The following is a 16,179-nucleotide window of genomic DNA, read 5'->3' as shown; positions in this document are numbered from 1 at the left end:
AAGCGTCCATCGTTGTCCCCTATGAAGCGAATCGAGGGATCGTATGGATTCAGCCCTTTAGCCGTTTGTCACGTACTCCTTCGCCCGATTGCCCTGAATGGTGACCGGTTCGCTCTGGGCGGTGTCGAGCAATGCGCCCATGTTCTGCTTGGCCTCGGTCGCGGACATCGTGCGCATGGCTGAAGCCCTCCAATGGTCAAAACGGACAAATTGACAAGAAGCTTTGCTACGCCGGGCGAGACCCATTGCCCCCGCATTGGCGCCGGACAAAACGCGGCGTAACGTCGGCGCAACCGCAGGAGGAACCCACCATGCCCGACACCTACCCGCTGCCCGAATCCAATCTCTCGGCGCTCGGTTTTGCCACCAGGCCGCTCGACCACCTCGACGCGCTGATCCAGTCGCATATCGCCGAGGGCCGTTACGCCGGCGCCCAGATCGCCCTTGCCCGCAACGGCAAGCTGGGACTGTTTCGCACCTACGGCAACGCCCGCACCGAGGGCGGCACCGTGCCAGCCACCAACGACACCCTGTTCCTGCTGTTCAGCCAGACCAAGGTGCTGACTTCTTCGGCCGTCTGGACTTTGGTCGAGGAAGGCAAGCTGTCCTTCATGGACAAGGTCGCCGACTTCCTGCCCGAGTTCGCCGCCCGCGGCAAAGCCGACATCACCCTGCAGCAGGTCATGACCCACCAGGGCGGCTTCCCGAGCGCCGACGTGACCCAGGCCACCTGGACCGACCACGCCCTGATGCGTGCCCAGGTCTGCGACTTCTCGCTGGAATGGACCCCCGGCACGCGCCTGCAGTACCACGGCCGAGCCGCCCATTTCGTGCAGGCAATGGTGCTGGAAGCCGTCACCGGCCAGGACTACCGCGACGTCATCCGCGAACGGGTGATCGAGCCGCTCGGTCTCGGCAACGACGTGTTCGTCGGTGTCCCCGTATCGCAGCAGGCACGCTGCGCCGATACCTATGCGCCGGAGAAACGTGACAACTCCGCCGCCTTCCGCGCCGCCGGCCTGCCCAACGGCGGCGGATATGCCACCGCCCGCGGCATGGCCGCATTTTACCAGATGCTGGGTCACGGCGGCCGTCTCGGCAGCACGCGGCTGTTTTCACCCCGCCTGATCGCCTACGTGTCGCGCAGCCACACCGGGGAAAGCCCCGACCACGCGATGACCGGCATTCCGATGCATCGCGGCCTGGGACCTCATGTGCGCGGCGAAAGCGACCGTATCCGCGGCCTGGGCACGATCGGCGCACCAGTCACTTTCGGACATGGCGGCGTCGGGTCGTCCTATTCGTGGGCGGATCCCACCAGCGGGGTGTCGTTCACTTATCTGACGAACTTCGTCAGTCCCGATCCGTGGCATTCCGCGCGGCTGGACCGGGTAGCCAACCTCGTGCATGCGGCGATCGACTGACCAACCACGTCACCCGGGCGTCGCCATCAGCGCGCCCGGGGCCGCCGACGCAACCAGCCAATCCCGGAACAGTGCGATCTTCGGCACGTCGGCCGTCGCCTCGGGCGTGACGACGTAGTAACCGGCACCCTGCGGCAATTCCATGTCGAAAGGCGCCACCAGGCGTCCCGCGGCGATGTCTGCCTCCACCAGGCTCTGCCGCCCCAAAGCAACGCCGAGGCCTTCCATGGCAGCCTGGATCGCCGTGAACCCCTGGTCGAAGGTCAAGCCACGCCTCGCGGCGATCGCATGGGGCAGACCGGCGGCGGTCAACCACAAACGCCAGTCGTCGCGAGACACCATCGTGTGCAGCAACGTGTGATGCGCGAGATCAGCCGGCCGGCGCAGCGGCACGGGACCGTCCAGCAGCCCCGGTGCGCACACCGGAAACAGGCTCTCGGCCATCAGCCAGACCGCCCGCAGCCCCGGCCAGTATCCGCGACCGTAACGCACCGCGACATCGACCTCCTCCCGCGCGAAGTCCACGAGATGGGTGGACGTCGTGATCCGCACCTCCACCCCCGGGTTGGCGTCCTGAAACGCGGCCACGCGCGACACCAGCCATTTCGTGGCCAGGGAGGCGGTGGTGCTGACGGTCAGTCGCCCCTCGTGATCGGATCGCAGCAGCCGCGCGGTCGCCCGGCGTAGATCCTCGAAGGCCGCGCGGACGGACGGCAGGTAATCTTCCGCCTCCCGCGTCAGCGCCAACGCCCGATTGTGCCGGATGAACAGTTTGATGCCGATCTGCTCCTCCAACCGGCGGATCTGATGGCTGATCGCCGTCTGGGTCACGTTCAGCTCCGCCGCCGCATGTGTGAAACTCATGAGTCGGGCAGAAGCCTCAAACGCGCGCAGGCCATTGAGCGAGGGAAGCAGCATGGCAGTCAGTTTAGCATGAAATTTTGTCATGCAAAGGCTGAGAAAGCATCGTTTGTTCCGAACGGTCGAAATGCACAGATCCAGTGCCGCACCGATATTATCCGGGAGACGACCCATGAGCACCACGACACACCAAACGATGGCGGACCGCCGGACGCTGCACCATCCGCCGGCGGCCAACCACGGCGGGATCGCCGCATCGATTGCCCGTACGATCGGCGTCTGGCGCACGCGGATCAGGGACCGCCAGACATTCGCCGCGCTCGACCGGCGCGATCTGCACGACCTCAGCCTGTCCCGATGGGAAGTGGAGCGCGAACTGGCAAAGCCGTTCTGGCGGGGCTAGGTGGCCGCGAGGATGTCCGACGTACCACGCTAAACGACGAAATGCCAACCTTCTGAAAGATTTCTGTCCCTTTGTTGAGACTCTATGATAACAGCGCGGAAAAGGCATCTCCGCGGATCCGTGCTCATGAGTCGCTGCCCATTCTCGACACTGCACCGTTGCCTGCCATGGCTACAGTTGGTCGTCTGCCTGGCCCTGCTGAGCGTCCTGGCAGCCTGCGGCGGGGGCAGCCCCGCTCGGCATGCCCGCGTCCAGTACAGCCCGTCGCGCTACTATCCGCCGCCCGGCCCCGCCAGCGACCCTTGGGGACCGTATATCCGAGAGGCATCCGGCCGATTCGGCATCCCTGAACGGTGGATTCGCGGTGTCATGCACCAGGAATCGGGGGGGCAGGAGGACGTCATTTCCTGGGCCGGTGCGATCGGCCTGATGCAGGTCATGCCGGACACCTATAACGGGCTACGGGAGCGCTACGATCTGGGCGACGATCCGTTCGACCCGCACAACAACATCCTCGCCGGCACAGCCTACCTGCGGGAGATGTACGATCGTTTCGGCTCGCCCGGGTTCCTCGCCGCCTACAACGCGGGTCCGAACCGGGTGGACCGGTATCTGAACAACGGCACGCCGCTGCCCGCGGAGACAGTCAATTACGTTGCCTCGATCGCGCCGTCGCTGGGGTCGGACAGGCCGATGTCCGGCCCGTTGGCGGTCTATGCCAATCGTTTCCCCACCCGGTCGACGCCGTCGGGTTGTGACCCGGATGCCGCATACGATCCCAGCCGTCCCTGCGCGCCGATGCAACCGGTCGTCGTGGCGGCGGCAGCACCGATCTATGCCGCGCCGGCCTCGACGGCCCAGGGTGGGTGCGATCCGGACGCCGCGTATAACCCCGACGGCCCCTGCACACCGGTCCAGCCGACGATCGTAGCGGCGGCGGCGCCGACCTATGCCACCTCGGGCGACTGCGACCCGGATGCCGCCTTCGACCCCAGCCGCCCGTGCCAGCCGAAGCCGGTGTCCGCTGTGCTTGAACCTGTCGTTGCAGAACCGCTGCAACGCCCCGTGCCGGCACGGCGGCCCGAATACGCGGTTGCCCACCGGCCGATCCAGGAAGGCATGCCATTACCCGTGGCGTTCGCGCCCGGTCCGCCGCCGGGACGCTGGGCCATCCAGGTCGGCGCCTTCGCCACCCTGTCCACCGCACAGGAAGCCGCGGAAAATGCTCGCTCGGCACTGCCCGCGTTGCTGCGAACCACGAAAGTCGAACTGCCGGCGACCTCGCCGTTCGGCAACAGGGTTGCGTTCCGAGCCCGCCTGTCCGGCCTGTCGCAGGCGGCGGCGGTGGATGCCTGTTCGCATCTCACCGGCCGGGGTACCGCCTGCATCACCGTCTCGCCCACGCGCGATTTCTGATCCGCGCGGGGGCCGAAGGTACTACGGCAGAGTCGAGCCGTTCTGGAACCGGCGCCACGCGCTCATCTGCACCGCCGACGTCAGGCAATGCACCACCACCGGCTTGGTCTTGACCGCAAAAGCCCGAGCGATGCCATCGGCGATTTCGGAGTCTTCGCGGATGGTGATGCCCTCGGCGCCGAACGACCGAGCCCAGGCGGCGAAATCGGGATTGGTCAGGCGCGTGGCGTCCATGAACTTGCGATCCGGATAGCGCACATAGCTGTGCATCCCGATCGTGCCGTACATCGAATTGTCCGAGATGATGACGATCGGATTGCCGCCGTACTGGCAGGCGGTGGCGATTTCGTTGCCCATCATCAGCGCGCCGCCGTCGCCCATGAACGCAACGACCTGCTTGCCGGGCCGGCGCAACGTGCCCGCCACCGCCATCGGCATGCCGGATCCCATGGCACCCACGACGGATGACAGGAACTCCTGGCCCGGCCTGAATCCGATATACCGATGTATATACGATCCGAAATTGCCGGCGTCGGACGTGATCACCGCATCATCGGCAAGGTGCTTGTCGACCTCGCACACGATGGCGGCGAAGTTGATGCCGTCGGTGGTCGGTTCCCAGGTCTTTTCCAGCAGCGACAGGTGGATCTTGTGCAGCCCATCGACCCAGCCGCGGCGCTTGGATGCGTCGGCGGGAGTCTTCAGCGCCAGCAGGCTCTTGATCACCTCATACGGGTCGCACGGCATGCCCAGATCGGCGCGCCAGACGCGGCCGACCTCGTTCGGATCGGGCCAGATATGGACCAGCGGCAATTGCGGCTGCGGCGCGGCGGGGAAGCTGTAGGACTGGCTGACGGTGTCGGTCAGACGTTCCCCCAGCGCGATGATCAGATCGGCCTTTTTCATCTCGCCGATCTGCGCCGGCGGGACCCGAATACCCATGTAGCCGCCGTAATTCGGATGCTTGGCATCGAACAGTTGCGGCCGGCGATGGGTCGGGCAAATGGGTAGAACCCATTCCTCCGACAGGCGCCGCAGATCGGCATAAACGGCTGAATCGTGCAGGCTGTCCGCCAGCAGCGCACCGCCCGCCAGGATCAGCGGCCGTTCGGCCTTCGCCAGCATGTCGGCGAGACGCTCCAGGTCCTGCTTACGCGGGCCGGCGACGACGCGCGGGCGGGGGAGGTTCAGTTCGGCATCGGTGGTTTCGTCGAAGATGTCCTCCGGCAAGATCACCGCCACGGGGCCGGGCGTGCCGCTTTCGGCGACGTGGAAGGCTCGGGCGATCGCTTCGGACGCCTGCTCCGGCTCATTCACCTCGATGACGCTTTTCGTAATGTCGGACAGCAGTTTTGAGTAGTTCTGCTCCTGCAACGCCAGCCGTCCGAAATCCTTGCGCTCGACCTGCCCGACCAGCATCACCAGCGGCGTCGCGTCGTGGAATGCCGAGTGCAGCGACACCATCGCGTTCGACAGCCCAGGCCCGCGGGAGACGATGCAGACCCCTGCCCGGTTGCGCAGCCGTCCGTCGGCCACCGCCATGAAGCCCGCGCCGCCTTCGTGCCGGCAGACGATCATGCGGATCGAGTTGCGTTCGGTCAGCACACTGGTCAGGCCGACATAGCTTTCGCCGGGGACGCAGAAAATCTGATCCACATCATGGGCTTCGAGGCTGTCGGCCAGCAGGCGGGCGACGGTGGTAGTCATTCTGAGTGCGTCTCCTTCTGACCCGGTGCGGCGGGTGGTCCACCTCATCCGGATCGGTCTATCTTGGCCCGCGGACGCTCAGACGATTTGGATTGCTGACATCGCACCCAGGCCCCTACCTTATATCTCGACCATTTTCCCACGGACAAGCCCGCGGCCGGGGCGGCACCAGTTACTGAGGGTCGAGATGCTTGGATCGTCGGCGCATTCATTGCGAGACACGTCCGATCGAAGCGGATCGGCCTGGCGCATCACGAAGTAGCGACATCCGGCATGATCAGCCCCGTCTCCATGGCCTGGCTCGGCGGCGCCCCCTGGGCACTGATCACAAACTGATCGTCCGGTGTCGCGTCCCGCAGCAGGTCCCAAAGGGCACCTCAGCGTGCCGCGCTTGTAGTCCGCCGACCGGTCGGTTCGGATGAGCAGCCTGAGTGCCGTCGTTCAGCACGACGATCTTCACCGGCAGCCGGGCTTGGACCAGCGACACGAACGCACTAATCATGACAATGAAGCCGCCATCGCCTGAGTACAAGGCGACCTTCCGCCCACGGAAGGCCGCCCGGACGCCGATCGCCTGGAGCACGGTACTCGCCATCAAACCATTGCTGAACGAACCGACCAGCCGACGACGGCCGCTCGTTTTGCGTTAGCGTGCCCGTCCGACGACGGGCACGCCAATGTCGCATAAGAAAATCGCGTCCCCCGGCCCGATGCGCCGGCCAGCACCCAAGTTGCCGCCCAAGGGTCGGGGTGGCGCGACGCGCGGTTTACTTCTCCGCCTGCATCAATCGAATCTTCGGTCGTGATCGCAGTCAGCCGCCGGCACCTTCGCTTCCAGAAGCCCTGCTCGCGCTGTCCAGGCGTACCGGAAAGCCGCCGTGTGGGACCTAGCCACCACCAGCGCCGACGGCGCCGGTCGAGAGCGGTATCGGAAGGTTTATGCCGTCGCACGGCGTGCCGGAGCCGTAGATCGCGGCATTGATGTATGCGCCACCAGCCTTCCCTTTGACCGTAGCCTTTCTTCCGGCTCCTCCAACCTCACTGGCCGCCATCTCAAACGTTCCATCTTTGTTGAGTACACCGTCCAACCTCGCGATATGCTGTCCACGATCCCATGCCACAAAGCCGTCCAGCTTGTTGTCTGGTTCAACGGTGACGTGCCAATCGAGCCCGGGGCAGCCGCCGACCGCGGGACCCGTGTGGTAGGAGTACAGTTGAGCCTTTTTTGACTGGGCCATGGCCGGACTTGCCGCGACAAGCGCGGAGAGTGCGACCGTGACGATTTGCCCGTAGAACATTCTGAAACGCATCGAGATTCCCTCCCAATTTAAGCAACTGCGTCCGGAGACGCTCGCTATTGGAAAACGTCGCATTTGGCGTTTCTATCCCGCTGATTGCGGAGAAACTCATGGTTTTGACCGGAGAGCGGCTGTCACACCGATGACCGTCTGACGACCAAGGGCATAGTTCCCGGGATAGTGGCATGCCACGCACGCTCGGCATCAGGCAGCCTGCTGCGTTGACCACGACGATCCAAGGTGCCCCGGTGCGGGGGTCGTCAGCCGGCCCGACGACGACTCCGAGACAGCCAAAGGGCCGGGGGCAACCCGGCCTTTGCTCCTGGGTTGCGATCGGTGGGACTATTGGTCGCCAGTGACGTTATGGTTTAGCTCGTTGGCGGTATTGTCGTATGCGCCGGAATGCTGAACCGTCCAGTTTTGATCGAACGATTGCGCGTTGGCCAGTGGAGTAACAGCGGCGCCGAGATTCAGAACAGTTAGGGCAGCAAGGAACTTCCTTTTCATCGGAATTCTCGAACGGGTCGCACGGCATGCCCAGATCGGCACGCCCGCCCTTATTCGGATCGTAAAATCTTGGCCTGCCGCCAGTTAGAGCATGATCGTGCTGGGCGGAACGTCCAGAGCGCGTGAATCATGCGATCAAACAAAACGCTCTAAACGAATTGGATTGCTGACATCACACCCAGGCCCCTACCTTATGCCTCGACCATTTTCCCACGGATAAGCCCGTGGCCGGGGCTGAACCACTGCTGAGGGTTGAGATGCTTGGATCGTCGGCGCATTCGGATACCTTCACCCGCGACAGGCTGCCGCCCTTAGACGCGTGGCCCGACATGCTGCTGGACGGATTTGATTATCCCGATCGGCTGAATGCCGCCGTGGAGCTGACCGACGCCATGGTTCGCAAGGGATTTGGTGACAACACCGCCCTGATCGGCAACGGACGCCACCGCACCTACAAGGAACTGACCGACTGGACCAACCGCATCGCACAAGCCCTGGTCGAGGACTACGGGGTTAAGCCGGGCAACCGGGTGCTGATACGATCGGCCAACAATCCAGCCATGGTCGCCTGCTGGCTGGCCGCGACGAAGGCCGGCGCGGTGGTGGTCAACACCATGCCGATGCTCCGCTCCGGCGAGCTGTCCCGCATTGTCGACAAGGCGGAAATCGGACTGGCGCTCTGCGACACGCGCTTGATGGATGAGCTGGTCGCCTGTGCCAAGGACAGCGCATTCCTGAAAGCGGTGGTCGGGTTTGACGGGACCGCCAACCACGATGCCGAACTGGATCGCGTGGCACTGGGCAAGCCGGTGCGGTTCCAGGCCGTGGACACCGGACGCGACGACGTGGCGCTGCTGGGTTTTACCTCCGGAACGACCGGCGATCCGAAGGCGACGATGCATTTTCATCGCGACCTGCTGATCATCGCCGACGGCTATGCCAAGGACGTGCTGGACGTGACCCCGGACGACGTGTTCGTCGGGTCGCCGCCGCTGGCGTTCACGTTCGGCCTGGGTGGCCTGGCGATCTTTCCGCTGCGTTTCGGCGCGGCGGCGACGTTGCTGGAAAACGCCTCGCCGCCAAACATGATCGAGATTATCCAAACCTACAAAGCCACAATCAGCTTCACCGCCCCAACGGCCTACAGGGCCATGCTACAGGCCATGGACCAGGGCGCGAACCTGTCGTCGCTGCGGATCGCGGTTTCCGCGGGCGAGACCCTACCGGCCCCCGTATTCGAGGAATGGACGCGCAAGACCGGCAAGCCGATCCTCGACGGGATCGGCTCGACAGAGATGCTGCACATCTTCATCACCAACCGCATCGGCGACATGGCGCCCGGCACGACCGGTAAACCCGTGACCGGCTACGAGGCTCGGGTTGTAGACGACGACATGCACGAGGTACCGCGCGGCACCGTCGGACATCTGGCGGTACGCGGGCCAACGGGGTGCCGTTACCTGTCGGATGCGCGGCAGCAGAAATATGCCCGAGACGGCTGGAACCTGACGGGCGATTCCTTCGTCCAGGATGCGGCCGGCTCGTTTCATTTCGCCGCCCGGTCCGACGACATGATCATTTCATCAGGCTACAACATCGCCGGACCCGAGGTCGAAGCGGCACTGCTGTCCTGCGCCGAGGTAGCCGAATGCGCGGTCATCGGCATCGCCGACCAGGATCGCGGGCAGATCGTGCAGGCCCATATCGTGCTGGCACACGGCGTGGCGCCGGATGATGCCACGCGGCTGCGCCTGCAAAACCACGTCAAGGCGACCATCGCCCCCTACAAATACCCGCGTTCCGTGAAGTTTCTGGACGCGCTGCCGAAGACCCAGACCGGAAAAATCCAGCGCTTCCGGCTGAGAAGCCCTGATGACCCGGACGGCGCCGGCTGCTAAAGGCCCGCTCATGCTGAAAAGATTATACGCCCGCGTGATGGCGCTGGCTGCCTCCCCCAACGCCGGCTGGTGGCTCGCGCTGATCGCCTTCGCGGAGGCCAGTTTTTTCCCGATCCCGCCGGATGTGATGCTGATCCCGATGGCGCTGGCGCGTCCCAGGTCGGCGTGGCGGCTGGCAGCGATCTGCACCGCAGCCAGCGTGGCCGGCGGCGCGCTGGGCTATCTGATCGGCTACGCGGTGTTCGACCAGATCGCTCGGCCGATCCTGAACGTCTATGGTTACGGGGCGGCCTATGCAGCGTTCCAGGCGAAATTCCAGGCATACGGGCTGTGGATCATCCTGGTGAAAGGCCTGACGCCGATCCCCTACAAGATCGTCACCATCGCCGCCGGCGCCGCTCGGTTCGATTTCGGACTGTTCATGCTGGCGAGCCTGCTGACCCGAGGCGCGCGCTTCTTCCTTGTGGCCACCCTGCTGCATTTCTTCGGCGACGCGGTGCGCGATTTCATCGAGCGGCGGCTGACACTGGTGACCACCGCCTTTGCGATTGCCGTGGTTGCCGGATTTGTGGCGCTGAAACTGCTGTAGCCGCGAAACCCCGCGATCGACCAGGACATGGCGCGCTCCCGGAAAATACCCGTGGAAAACGAATTGTCTCCCAGGCACGCGCATGAACCCGCGACAAAATGTTCGGTAAACATGGCGGCAAATTGACCGGTTCTCAAACCTTACCCCGCGGACCGGATCAGCGCCTGCCGCACCCGCTCGATCACGCCGGCCCAATCGCCTCGGCTGGCCTGACGGAACTGCCGCATGCTGGGATACCAGGGCGTGTCGTCTCGGTTCAGGAACCACCGCCAGCAGGAATCGAACCGGTTCAGCAGCCACACCGTCTTGCCCAGCGCACCCGCCAGGTGCGCCACGGCGGTATCCACCGCGATCACCAGGTCCAGCCCGGCGATCAGGTCCGCCGTATCCGCCCAGTCATCCAACCGATCGGACACGTCGTGTAGCATCACGCCATCCGGCAACCCCTGAAGCTGCGCCGCCGGCGGCCCAAGTTGCAGCGACACGAAACTGCATCCGGGCACCGAGAGCAGCGGCATCATATCAGCCAGACGCATGGAGCGGCGCCGGTCGATCGCCACTGCGTGCGGCTGAGCGGTGCGCGACTTCCCCGCCCAAACCAAGCCGACCTTCATCCCCGGCAGTTCGTCCAGGAAATCGGCCCATCGCGACGGATCGGCTCGCAAATAAGGCACCGGCGCCGGGATCGTCGCCATGGTCGTGCCGAACGCGAACGGCAGGCTGAGCAGCGGGCAATGATAGTCGAAGGAAGACGGCAGATCGTCTCCCTCGCACAACAATTCGGCCACGCCATCCAACGTGGTCATGACCCGGTGCAATGCCTTCGGCACCACCAGGACGACACGGCCGCCGGCGGCGGCAACCATCGGGACATAGCGGCAGAATTGCAGCGTGTCGCCGTACCCCTGCTCCGCATACAACAGCACCGTCTCACCGTTCAGCGCCTGCCCGGTCCAGAGCGGTTGGGGCAACGCCGGCGCGGCCATCGTCTCGACCTCCCAGCGAGCTTCGTATTCCCGGAAACCTTCCTCCAACCGGCCCATCATCAGCAGCGCCAGCGCCAGATTGCCCCGCGCCTCAGGATAATCCGGCCGCAGCGCCAGCGCTTCGCGGCAGCACAATTCGGCCTCCTGCGGGCGGGCCTGCTCCATCAGCACCAGCGCCAGGTTGCTCTTCGCCCGAGCCTCATCCACGCCAAGCGACAAAGCTCGGCGGAACAAATGGTCCGCTTCTCCGGCGTGGTTGAGGATCTGACGGGCGGACCCGAGGTTCAGCGTCGCATTGGCATGGTCCGGCCGCAGGCGTAGCGCGGTTCGAAAGCAGTTTTCCGCCTCGGCGATGTTGCCCTGGGCGTAATGGACCATCCCCAGATTGTTCTGCGCGTCGGCGCTTTCGGGATCGAGGCGCAGCGCCTGCCGCTGGCAGGACAACGCCTCCTCCGGACGGCCCCGTGCCAGGAGTACGAGGCCCAAATTCATCCAGGCCTCCTTGAACGCCGGGTCGAGTGCCACGGCGCGTTGATAAAACGGCTCCGCCTCCTCCACCCGCTGATGCAGGTGGAGTTGGAAGCCCTGTTGGTGTTCGGCGTGTGCGGCGGTGGTGTTCATACCGCCGCAGGTTGTAGTGACTTAAATCCTAGACAAGACCTCGCGATGGAATTTTTTCATGTCCGTGGCGGATTTCACCGCATCGCGGCCCTCGAAGTCGAAATCGATCGCGGTAACGCCGATCTCCTTGACCGCGGCGATGTCCTCGATGGTGTTGGCGACGGTGCCGGTGAACAGCTTGCGGTTGCCGTCGGTGGCGGCGGGCGCGGGCTGGCCGTGGCGCTTGACGCGGTAGACGACGCCCATGGCGGCGGGGTCTCGGCCGGCCTGTTTGGTCATTTCGCGAATGCGGGCGATACCGGCGGTCAGGCGGGGCAGCGTGTCCAGCAGATGGGCGTTGTTGCTGCCGATCGGATACCAGGCGTCGCCGATACGGGCGGCCCTGCGCATGGAGGGGCCGCTTTCGCCGCCGACCCAGATCGGCGGGTGGGGCTTCTGCACCGGCTTCGGATCGGTCAGCAGGCCGTCGATGTTGACGTATTTGCCGTGGAACACCGGCTTGTCGTTGGTCCAGATGGTGCGCATCGCGTCCATGTATTCGTCCGTGACCGCACCGCGTTCGGCGAACGGCGTGGTGGCGACGGCATCCAGTTCCACCTTCAGCCAGCCGGCACCGATGCCCACGACAAGCCGCCCGCCCGACAGCACATCGATGGTGGCGAGCATCTTGGACGTCACCACCGCGGGGCGATGCGGCACGACCATCACCGCCAGCACCAGGCGGATCTTGCTGGTCTTGGCGGCGACCCAGGCGGCGGTGGTCAGTTGCTCGACGCGATGGCCGGGATCGGGGGTGTAGAACTCGCCGGTGGTCGAATACGGGTAGCCGGGCGAACTGGTGTCCGGCAGGGCGACATGATCGGTCAGGGTCAGATAGTCGAAACCCAGGGATTCACCCAGTTGGGCGATGTTCGCCATGACCTCGGGCGAGGCCATCGGGCCGCTGACGGGCAGGTTGAAGCCGATTTGCATGGTTGGTTTCCGTTGTGTTGGCTGGCGGGAGGAAGCCGGGGGATCGGGGGCGTGTCAACCGGCTCGGGCGGTTGTAGGGTCCGCTGGGAGTCGACAGGATGGGGACCATGACCGGAACGATCACGCTGCGCACCGCTTTCGCCAACTATCCGCATGTCAAGGCGTTGAAGGACGGTTCGGTGGCGTCGGATCGCGTGCGGTTCGATTTTGAGGATGTGCCGGTCATCACGCGGGCGTTCCGGCGCATGGTGCGGACGCTGGATTTCGATTTGTGCGAGATCGCGCTGACGACTCTGGCGCAGGGTCATGCGTATCGCAAGCCGATCAAGGCGCTGCCGATCGTGGTGATGCGCGGGTTCCATCATGGCGCGCTGGTGTGTCCGGTGGAGTCCTCGATCCGCGGGCCGGCTGATTTACGCGGCAAGAAAATCGGCGTGCGGGCATGGTCGCAGACGACAGGCATCTGGGTGCGCGGGATATTACTGGACGAATATGGCGTCGACCATCGCGACATCACCTGGGTGACCGCGGAGGACGCGCATGTCGCCGAATACGTGGACCCGCCGAATGTGGTGCGGATCGCGCCCGGACAGGATTTGGCGAAGATGTTGGCGGCGGGGGAGATCGACGCGGGGATCGCCGTCGCGGGGGTCGATCCTTCGACAATGCGGCCGGTGATCACCGATCCGATGGCGGCCGCGGCGGACTGGTATGCGCGGACCAAGGCGTATCCAGTCAATCACCTGCTGTGCGTGAAGACGGCGCTGGTGGAGGCTTCTCCGTGGCTGCCCGATGAGCTGATGCGGCTGTTCGTGGCGGCGAAGGCTGCGGCGACAGAACCGCCCGCCGAGGTTCGGTTTGCCGGGATCGTGGGGGCGGACGTGCTGCCGTATGGAACAGAGGCGAACCGGGTGGGGATCGAACTGTGTCTGCGATATGCGGCGGAACAGGGGTTGGTGCCGCGGGTTTATGAGGTTGGCGAGGTGTTTTCGTGAAGTACAAACATCGGCATTTGACTTGCGCAGACATGGATCGTTTGACTGCGACTGTGCGGTCGAGATCAGATTTTTGCACTTAATCAATTGACACCATCAATCCGGCCGTCCAGTATTCTTCCCTTGCGTCAGCAAACAAGGGCAAAAGTCATGAAGCCGATAATGCTTGCTATCCCGCTGCTGTTACTGGCCACGACTGTCCAAGCCCGCGGCCTGAAATCCGAAATCGACGCCGCCAATCAGAAATTCGGCGCCGCTTACGACAAAGGCGACGCCGCTGCCATCGCACGCCTCTACACCCCACACGCCCAGGTGTTCCCGCCTGGCGCCGACATTGCCACCGGCCGCGACGCCATCCAGAAAACCTGGGCCGGCATCATCCAAAGCGGCCTCAAGATCACCGGCCTGCAAACCGTCTCGGTCGAGCAATACGGCAGCGCTGCCCGCGAAATCGGCCGCTTCACCGGCGAAGCCCCGGACGCACAAAAGCAAATGGTCAAGCTGGAAGGCAAATACGTCGTCATCTGGAAACGCGAGCACGGCACCTGGATGCTCGATAGTGACATCTGGAACCTGAACCACTAGCGCCCCTACTCGCCAGTAGGCATGATGGGTCGGTCAGGCTCAGGAGGACACGTTGACCGACCTACCCAAACGCGTGGAGATCCACGAGGAAGGCCCTCGCGAAGGCTTCCAGATCGAAGCCGGCCCCATCGGCACGTCCGAGAAAGTCCGGTTCTGCGAGGCGTTAGCAGGCACCGGGTTGCACGACGTCCAATGCGTGTCGTTCGTCGATCCGCGTCGGGTGCCGGGGATGGCCGACGCGGTGGAAGTCGCGCAAACCATCCGCCAGCGGCCGGACGTGGAATACACCGCCATCGCACTGAACCTGCGCGGCTACGAACGCGCCATCCAGACGCCTCTGCACATCACCGGTCACCTGCAAATGAGCGCGTCGAACACGTTCTCCATCCGCAACACCAACAAAGACAACGCGGAAACGCTGGTCGAACAGCGCCGGCAACTGGCGTTTTTCCGCGACCGGGGCATCGCGGTCGAATCCGCGATCGTGATGACCGCCTTCGGCTGCAACTTCGAAGGCGCCATCGCGCCGGAGACCGTCCGCGATTGCGTCGGTTCCTTGCTGGCAGTGGCGGATGAGTTCGGCATCGAACTGGACCGGGTGCGGCTGGCGGATACCGTGGGCTGGGCATCGCCGGCGTCAATCCAGCGTGTGGTCGGGCTGGTGCGGGAGACCTGGCCCGATTTGCGCCTGGCGCTGCATCTGCATGACACACGCGGCACCGGACTGGCCAACGCGCTGATGGGCCTGCAGATGGGAATCGATAGTTTCGACAGTTCCTGTGCCGGTCTCGGCGGCTGTCCGTTCGCCGGCCACAAGGGGGCAGCCGGAAACATCTGCACCGAGGACCTGGTATTCATGTGCGAAGAAATGGGCATCGAGACCGGCATCGACCTCGACGCGCTGATCGACTGCGCCCGCATGGCGGAGGACATTGTCGGCCATCCCCTGCCCGGCAAGGTCATGCATGGCGGCAGTCTCAGCAAGTACCGCCAGGGAGCGCACGCATGAACGAGGTTCTCACAGAAAAACGCGGCATGGTGCAATGGATCACCATCAATCGCGAAGAGCGCCGCAACGCGATGAACGACGTCGTTACGGATGCGATCGCCGCCGGATTCGTTGCGGCCTCCGCCGATCCAGGGGTGCGGGCGGTGGTGCTGACCGGCGCCGGGGACAAGGCGTTCTGTGCGGGGGCCGATCTGTCGGCGGGGTCGGGATCGTTCAAATACGACTACTCGAAAGTCGGGCTGTCATTCGTAAAACTGATGAAGCAGGCTCGCGATTTGACTCTTCCCCTGATCGCCCGCGTCAACGGCCACGCAATGGCCGGTGGCCTGGGCCTGCTGGGCATGTGCGACATGGCCATCGGCGTCGACACTGCCCGCTTCGGCATGCCGGAGGTCAAGGTCGGGGTGTTCCCCATGCAGATCATGGCGGTGCTGCAACGGCTGATTCCGTCACGGAAACTCTATGAAATGGCGCTGACGGGCGAACCGGTTACGGCGGCCGAGGCACTGGAACTGGGGCTGTTGAACTACGTCGTTCCGGCAGCGGAACTCGACACGAAACTGGACTGGCTGCTGTCGCGGCTGCTGGACAAGAGCCCGACAGCGATCCGGCGCGGCAAGTATGCCATGCGGGTCAGCGAACAACTCACCTTCGATCAGTCGGCGGTGTTCATGGAGGCGCAGATCGGCACGCTGGCACTGACCGAGGACGCCGCCGAGGGACGCGCCGCGTTCATCGAGAAGCGCACCCCAGTGTGGCCGGGCCGTTAATCAGACCCGTCATGACAAGCCGCCAATTGATTCGTCATGGCACGGGCCTGGCTAATTCGTCATGGCACCGGTCTGGCTAATTCGTCATGGCACCGGTCTGGCTAATTCGTCATGGCACGGCGAACCGAGAGCCGGCCA

General features: G+C 64.4%; 17 protein-coding genes, 1 tRNA gene and 1 pseudogene. 9 read left to right on the top strand and 10 right to left on the bottom strand.

The annotated features are described in order from the left end of the window. Window positions 1–57 precede the first annotated feature (57 nt). The gene (locus GSQ89_RS38320; RefSeq protein ID WP_216855954.1) at window positions 58–177 is read right to left on the bottom strand and encodes a type II toxin-antitoxin system Phd/YefM family antitoxin; all 120 of its coding nucleotides are present in this window, start codon (window positions 175–177) and stop codon (window positions 58–60) included. A 134-nt stretch (window positions 178–311) separates the two neighbouring features. Between GSQ89_RS38320 and GSQ89_RS01235 the strand changes: the two genes are divergently transcribed. After that, complete coding sequence (locus GSQ89_RS01235) at window positions 312–1,424, top strand: serine hydrolase (protein WP_158921179.1); 1,113 nt, start codon at window positions 312–314, stop codon at window positions 1,422–1,424. A gap of 9 nt (window positions 1,425–1,433) precedes the next feature. On the opposite strand, the gene GSQ89_RS01230 is transcribed toward GSQ89_RS01235, so the two are convergent. After that, on the bottom strand, window positions 1,434–2,342 hold the full coding sequence (locus GSQ89_RS01230) for a transcriptional regulator GcvA (RefSeq protein WP_216855956.1): 909 nt from the start codon (window positions 2,340–2,342) through the stop codon (window positions 1,434–1,436). A gap of 115 nt (window positions 2,343–2,457) precedes the next feature. On the opposite strand from GSQ89_RS01230, the gene GSQ89_RS01225 reads away from it, so the two are divergent. Together GSQ89_RS01225 and GSQ89_RS01220 are read left to right on the top strand one after the other, a co-directional pair. Further along, the gene (locus tag GSQ89_RS01225) at window positions 2,458–2,688 is read left to right on the top strand and encodes a DUF1127 domain-containing protein (RefSeq protein WP_158921177.1); all 231 of its coding nucleotides are present in this window, start codon (window positions 2,458–2,460) and stop codon (window positions 2,686–2,688) included. Window positions 2,689–2,814: 126 nt separating this feature from the next. Then, window positions 2,815–4,104 (top strand): lytic transglycosylase domain-containing protein, encoded by a 1,290-nt coding sequence (locus GSQ89_RS01220; RefSeq protein WP_158921175.1) that lies wholly within the window; start codon window positions 2,815–2,817, stop codon window positions 4,102–4,104. Window positions 4,105–4,125: 21 nt separating this feature from the next. Here the strand turns inward: GSQ89_RS01220 and GSQ89_RS01215 are convergent, their stop codons facing one another. From GSQ89_RS01215 to GSQ89_RS01200, 4 genes are all read right to left on the bottom strand, one after another. After that, window positions 4,126–5,811 (bottom strand): thiamine pyrophosphate-dependent enzyme, encoded by a 1,686-nt coding sequence (locus tag GSQ89_RS01215; protein WP_158921173.1) that lies wholly within the window; start codon window positions 5,809–5,811, stop codon window positions 4,126–4,128. Window positions 5,812–6,136: 325 nt separating this feature from the next. After that, complete coding sequence (locus tag GSQ89_RS01210) at window positions 6,137–6,433, bottom strand: thiamine pyrophosphate-dependent enzyme (RefSeq protein ID WP_256367292.1); 297 nt, start codon at window positions 6,431–6,433, stop codon at window positions 6,137–6,139. Window positions 6,434–6,698: 265 nt separating this feature from the next. Then, the gene (locus tag GSQ89_RS01205; RefSeq protein WP_158921169.1) at window positions 6,699–7,121 is read right to left on the bottom strand and encodes a hypothetical protein; all 423 of its coding nucleotides are present in this window, start codon (window positions 7,119–7,121) and stop codon (window positions 6,699–6,701) included. Window positions 7,122–7,451: 330 nt separating this feature from the next. Then, window positions 7,452–7,616 carry a hypothetical protein gene (locus GSQ89_RS01200; protein ID WP_158921168.1) on the bottom strand — a complete coding sequence of 55 codons (165 nt, stop codon included), beginning with the start codon at window positions 7,614–7,616 and terminating at the stop codon, window positions 7,452–7,454. A gap of 257 nt (window positions 7,617–7,873) precedes the next feature. Between GSQ89_RS01200 and GSQ89_RS01195 the strand changes: the two genes are divergently transcribed. Together GSQ89_RS01195 and GSQ89_RS01190 are read left to right on the top strand one after the other, a co-directional pair. After that, window positions 7,874–9,514, top strand: a complete 1,641-nt coding sequence (locus tag GSQ89_RS01195; RefSeq protein WP_158921193.1) for an AMP-binding protein — start codon at window positions 7,874–7,876, stop codon at window positions 9,512–9,514. 10 nt (window positions 9,515–9,524) lie between these two features. Further along, window positions 9,525–10,103, top strand: a complete 579-nt coding sequence (locus GSQ89_RS01190; protein WP_158921166.1) for a YqaA family protein — start codon at window positions 9,525–9,527, stop codon at window positions 10,101–10,103. A gap of 140 nt (window positions 10,104–10,243) precedes the next feature. Here the strand turns inward: GSQ89_RS01190 and GSQ89_RS38225 are convergent, their stop codons facing one another. From GSQ89_RS38225 to GSQ89_RS01175, 4 genes and pseudogenes are all read right to left on the bottom strand, one after another. Further along, complete coding sequence (locus GSQ89_RS38225) at window positions 10,244–10,405, bottom strand: hypothetical protein (RefSeq protein ID WP_174254813.1); 162 nt, start codon at window positions 10,403–10,405, stop codon at window positions 10,244–10,246. Then, a tRNA-Leu gene (locus GSQ89_RS01185) sits at window positions 10,368–10,444 on the bottom strand. Before GSQ89_RS01185 ends, GSQ89_RS38225 begins: the two co-directional genes overlap by 38 nt. Before the next feature lie 708 nt (window positions 10,445–11,152). Further along, window positions 11,153–11,710, bottom strand: a pseudogene (locus GSQ89_RS39955) (tetratricopeptide repeat protein); the annotation flags it as partial. Between the two features lie 21 nt (window positions 11,711–11,731). Further along, window positions 11,732–12,682: an LLM class F420-dependent oxidoreductase gene (locus GSQ89_RS01175; RefSeq protein ID WP_158921164.1), complete on the bottom strand. Its 951-nt coding sequence runs from the start codon at window positions 12,680–12,682 to the stop codon at window positions 11,732–11,734. A 107-nt stretch (window positions 12,683–12,789) separates the two neighbouring features. Between GSQ89_RS01175 and GSQ89_RS01170 the strand changes: the two genes are divergently transcribed. The 4 genes from GSQ89_RS01170 to GSQ89_RS01155 all read left to right on the top strand — a co-directional run bounded on the left by GSQ89_RS01170 (window position 12,790) and on the right by GSQ89_RS01155 (window position 16,041). Further along, window positions 12,790–13,677: a PhnD/SsuA/transferrin family substrate-binding protein gene (locus GSQ89_RS01170; protein ID WP_158921162.1), complete on the top strand. Its 888-nt coding sequence runs from the start codon at window positions 12,790–12,792 to the stop codon at window positions 13,675–13,677. 162 nt (window positions 13,678–13,839) lie between these two features. After that, window positions 13,840–14,262 carry a DUF4440 domain-containing protein gene (locus GSQ89_RS01165; protein WP_158921160.1) on the top strand — a complete coding sequence of 141 codons (423 nt, stop codon included), beginning with the start codon at window positions 13,840–13,842 and terminating at the stop codon, window positions 14,260–14,262. 52 nt (window positions 14,263–14,314) lie between these two features. Next, window positions 14,315–15,271 (top strand): hydroxymethylglutaryl-CoA lyase, encoded by a 957-nt coding sequence (locus GSQ89_RS01160; protein ID WP_158921158.1) that lies wholly within the window; start codon window positions 14,315–14,317, stop codon window positions 15,269–15,271. Then, on the top strand, window positions 15,268–16,041 hold the full coding sequence (locus GSQ89_RS01155; protein WP_158921156.1) for an enoyl-CoA hydratase/isomerase family protein: 774 nt from the start codon (window positions 15,268–15,270) through the stop codon (window positions 16,039–16,041). The genes GSQ89_RS01160 and GSQ89_RS01155 overlap by 4 nt, the downstream gene beginning before the upstream one ends. The last annotated feature ends 138 nt before the right edge of the window (window positions 16,042–16,179 follow it).

Origin of the sequence: Acidisphaera sp. S103 (assembly GCF_009765975.1) — a bacterium.
GTDB lineage: Bacteria > Pseudomonadota > Alphaproteobacteria > Acetobacterales > Acetobacteraceae > Rhodopila.
The sequence above is the reverse complement of the archived record's forward strand: the minus strand, read 5'-3'. Positions and strand labels throughout refer to the sequence as shown.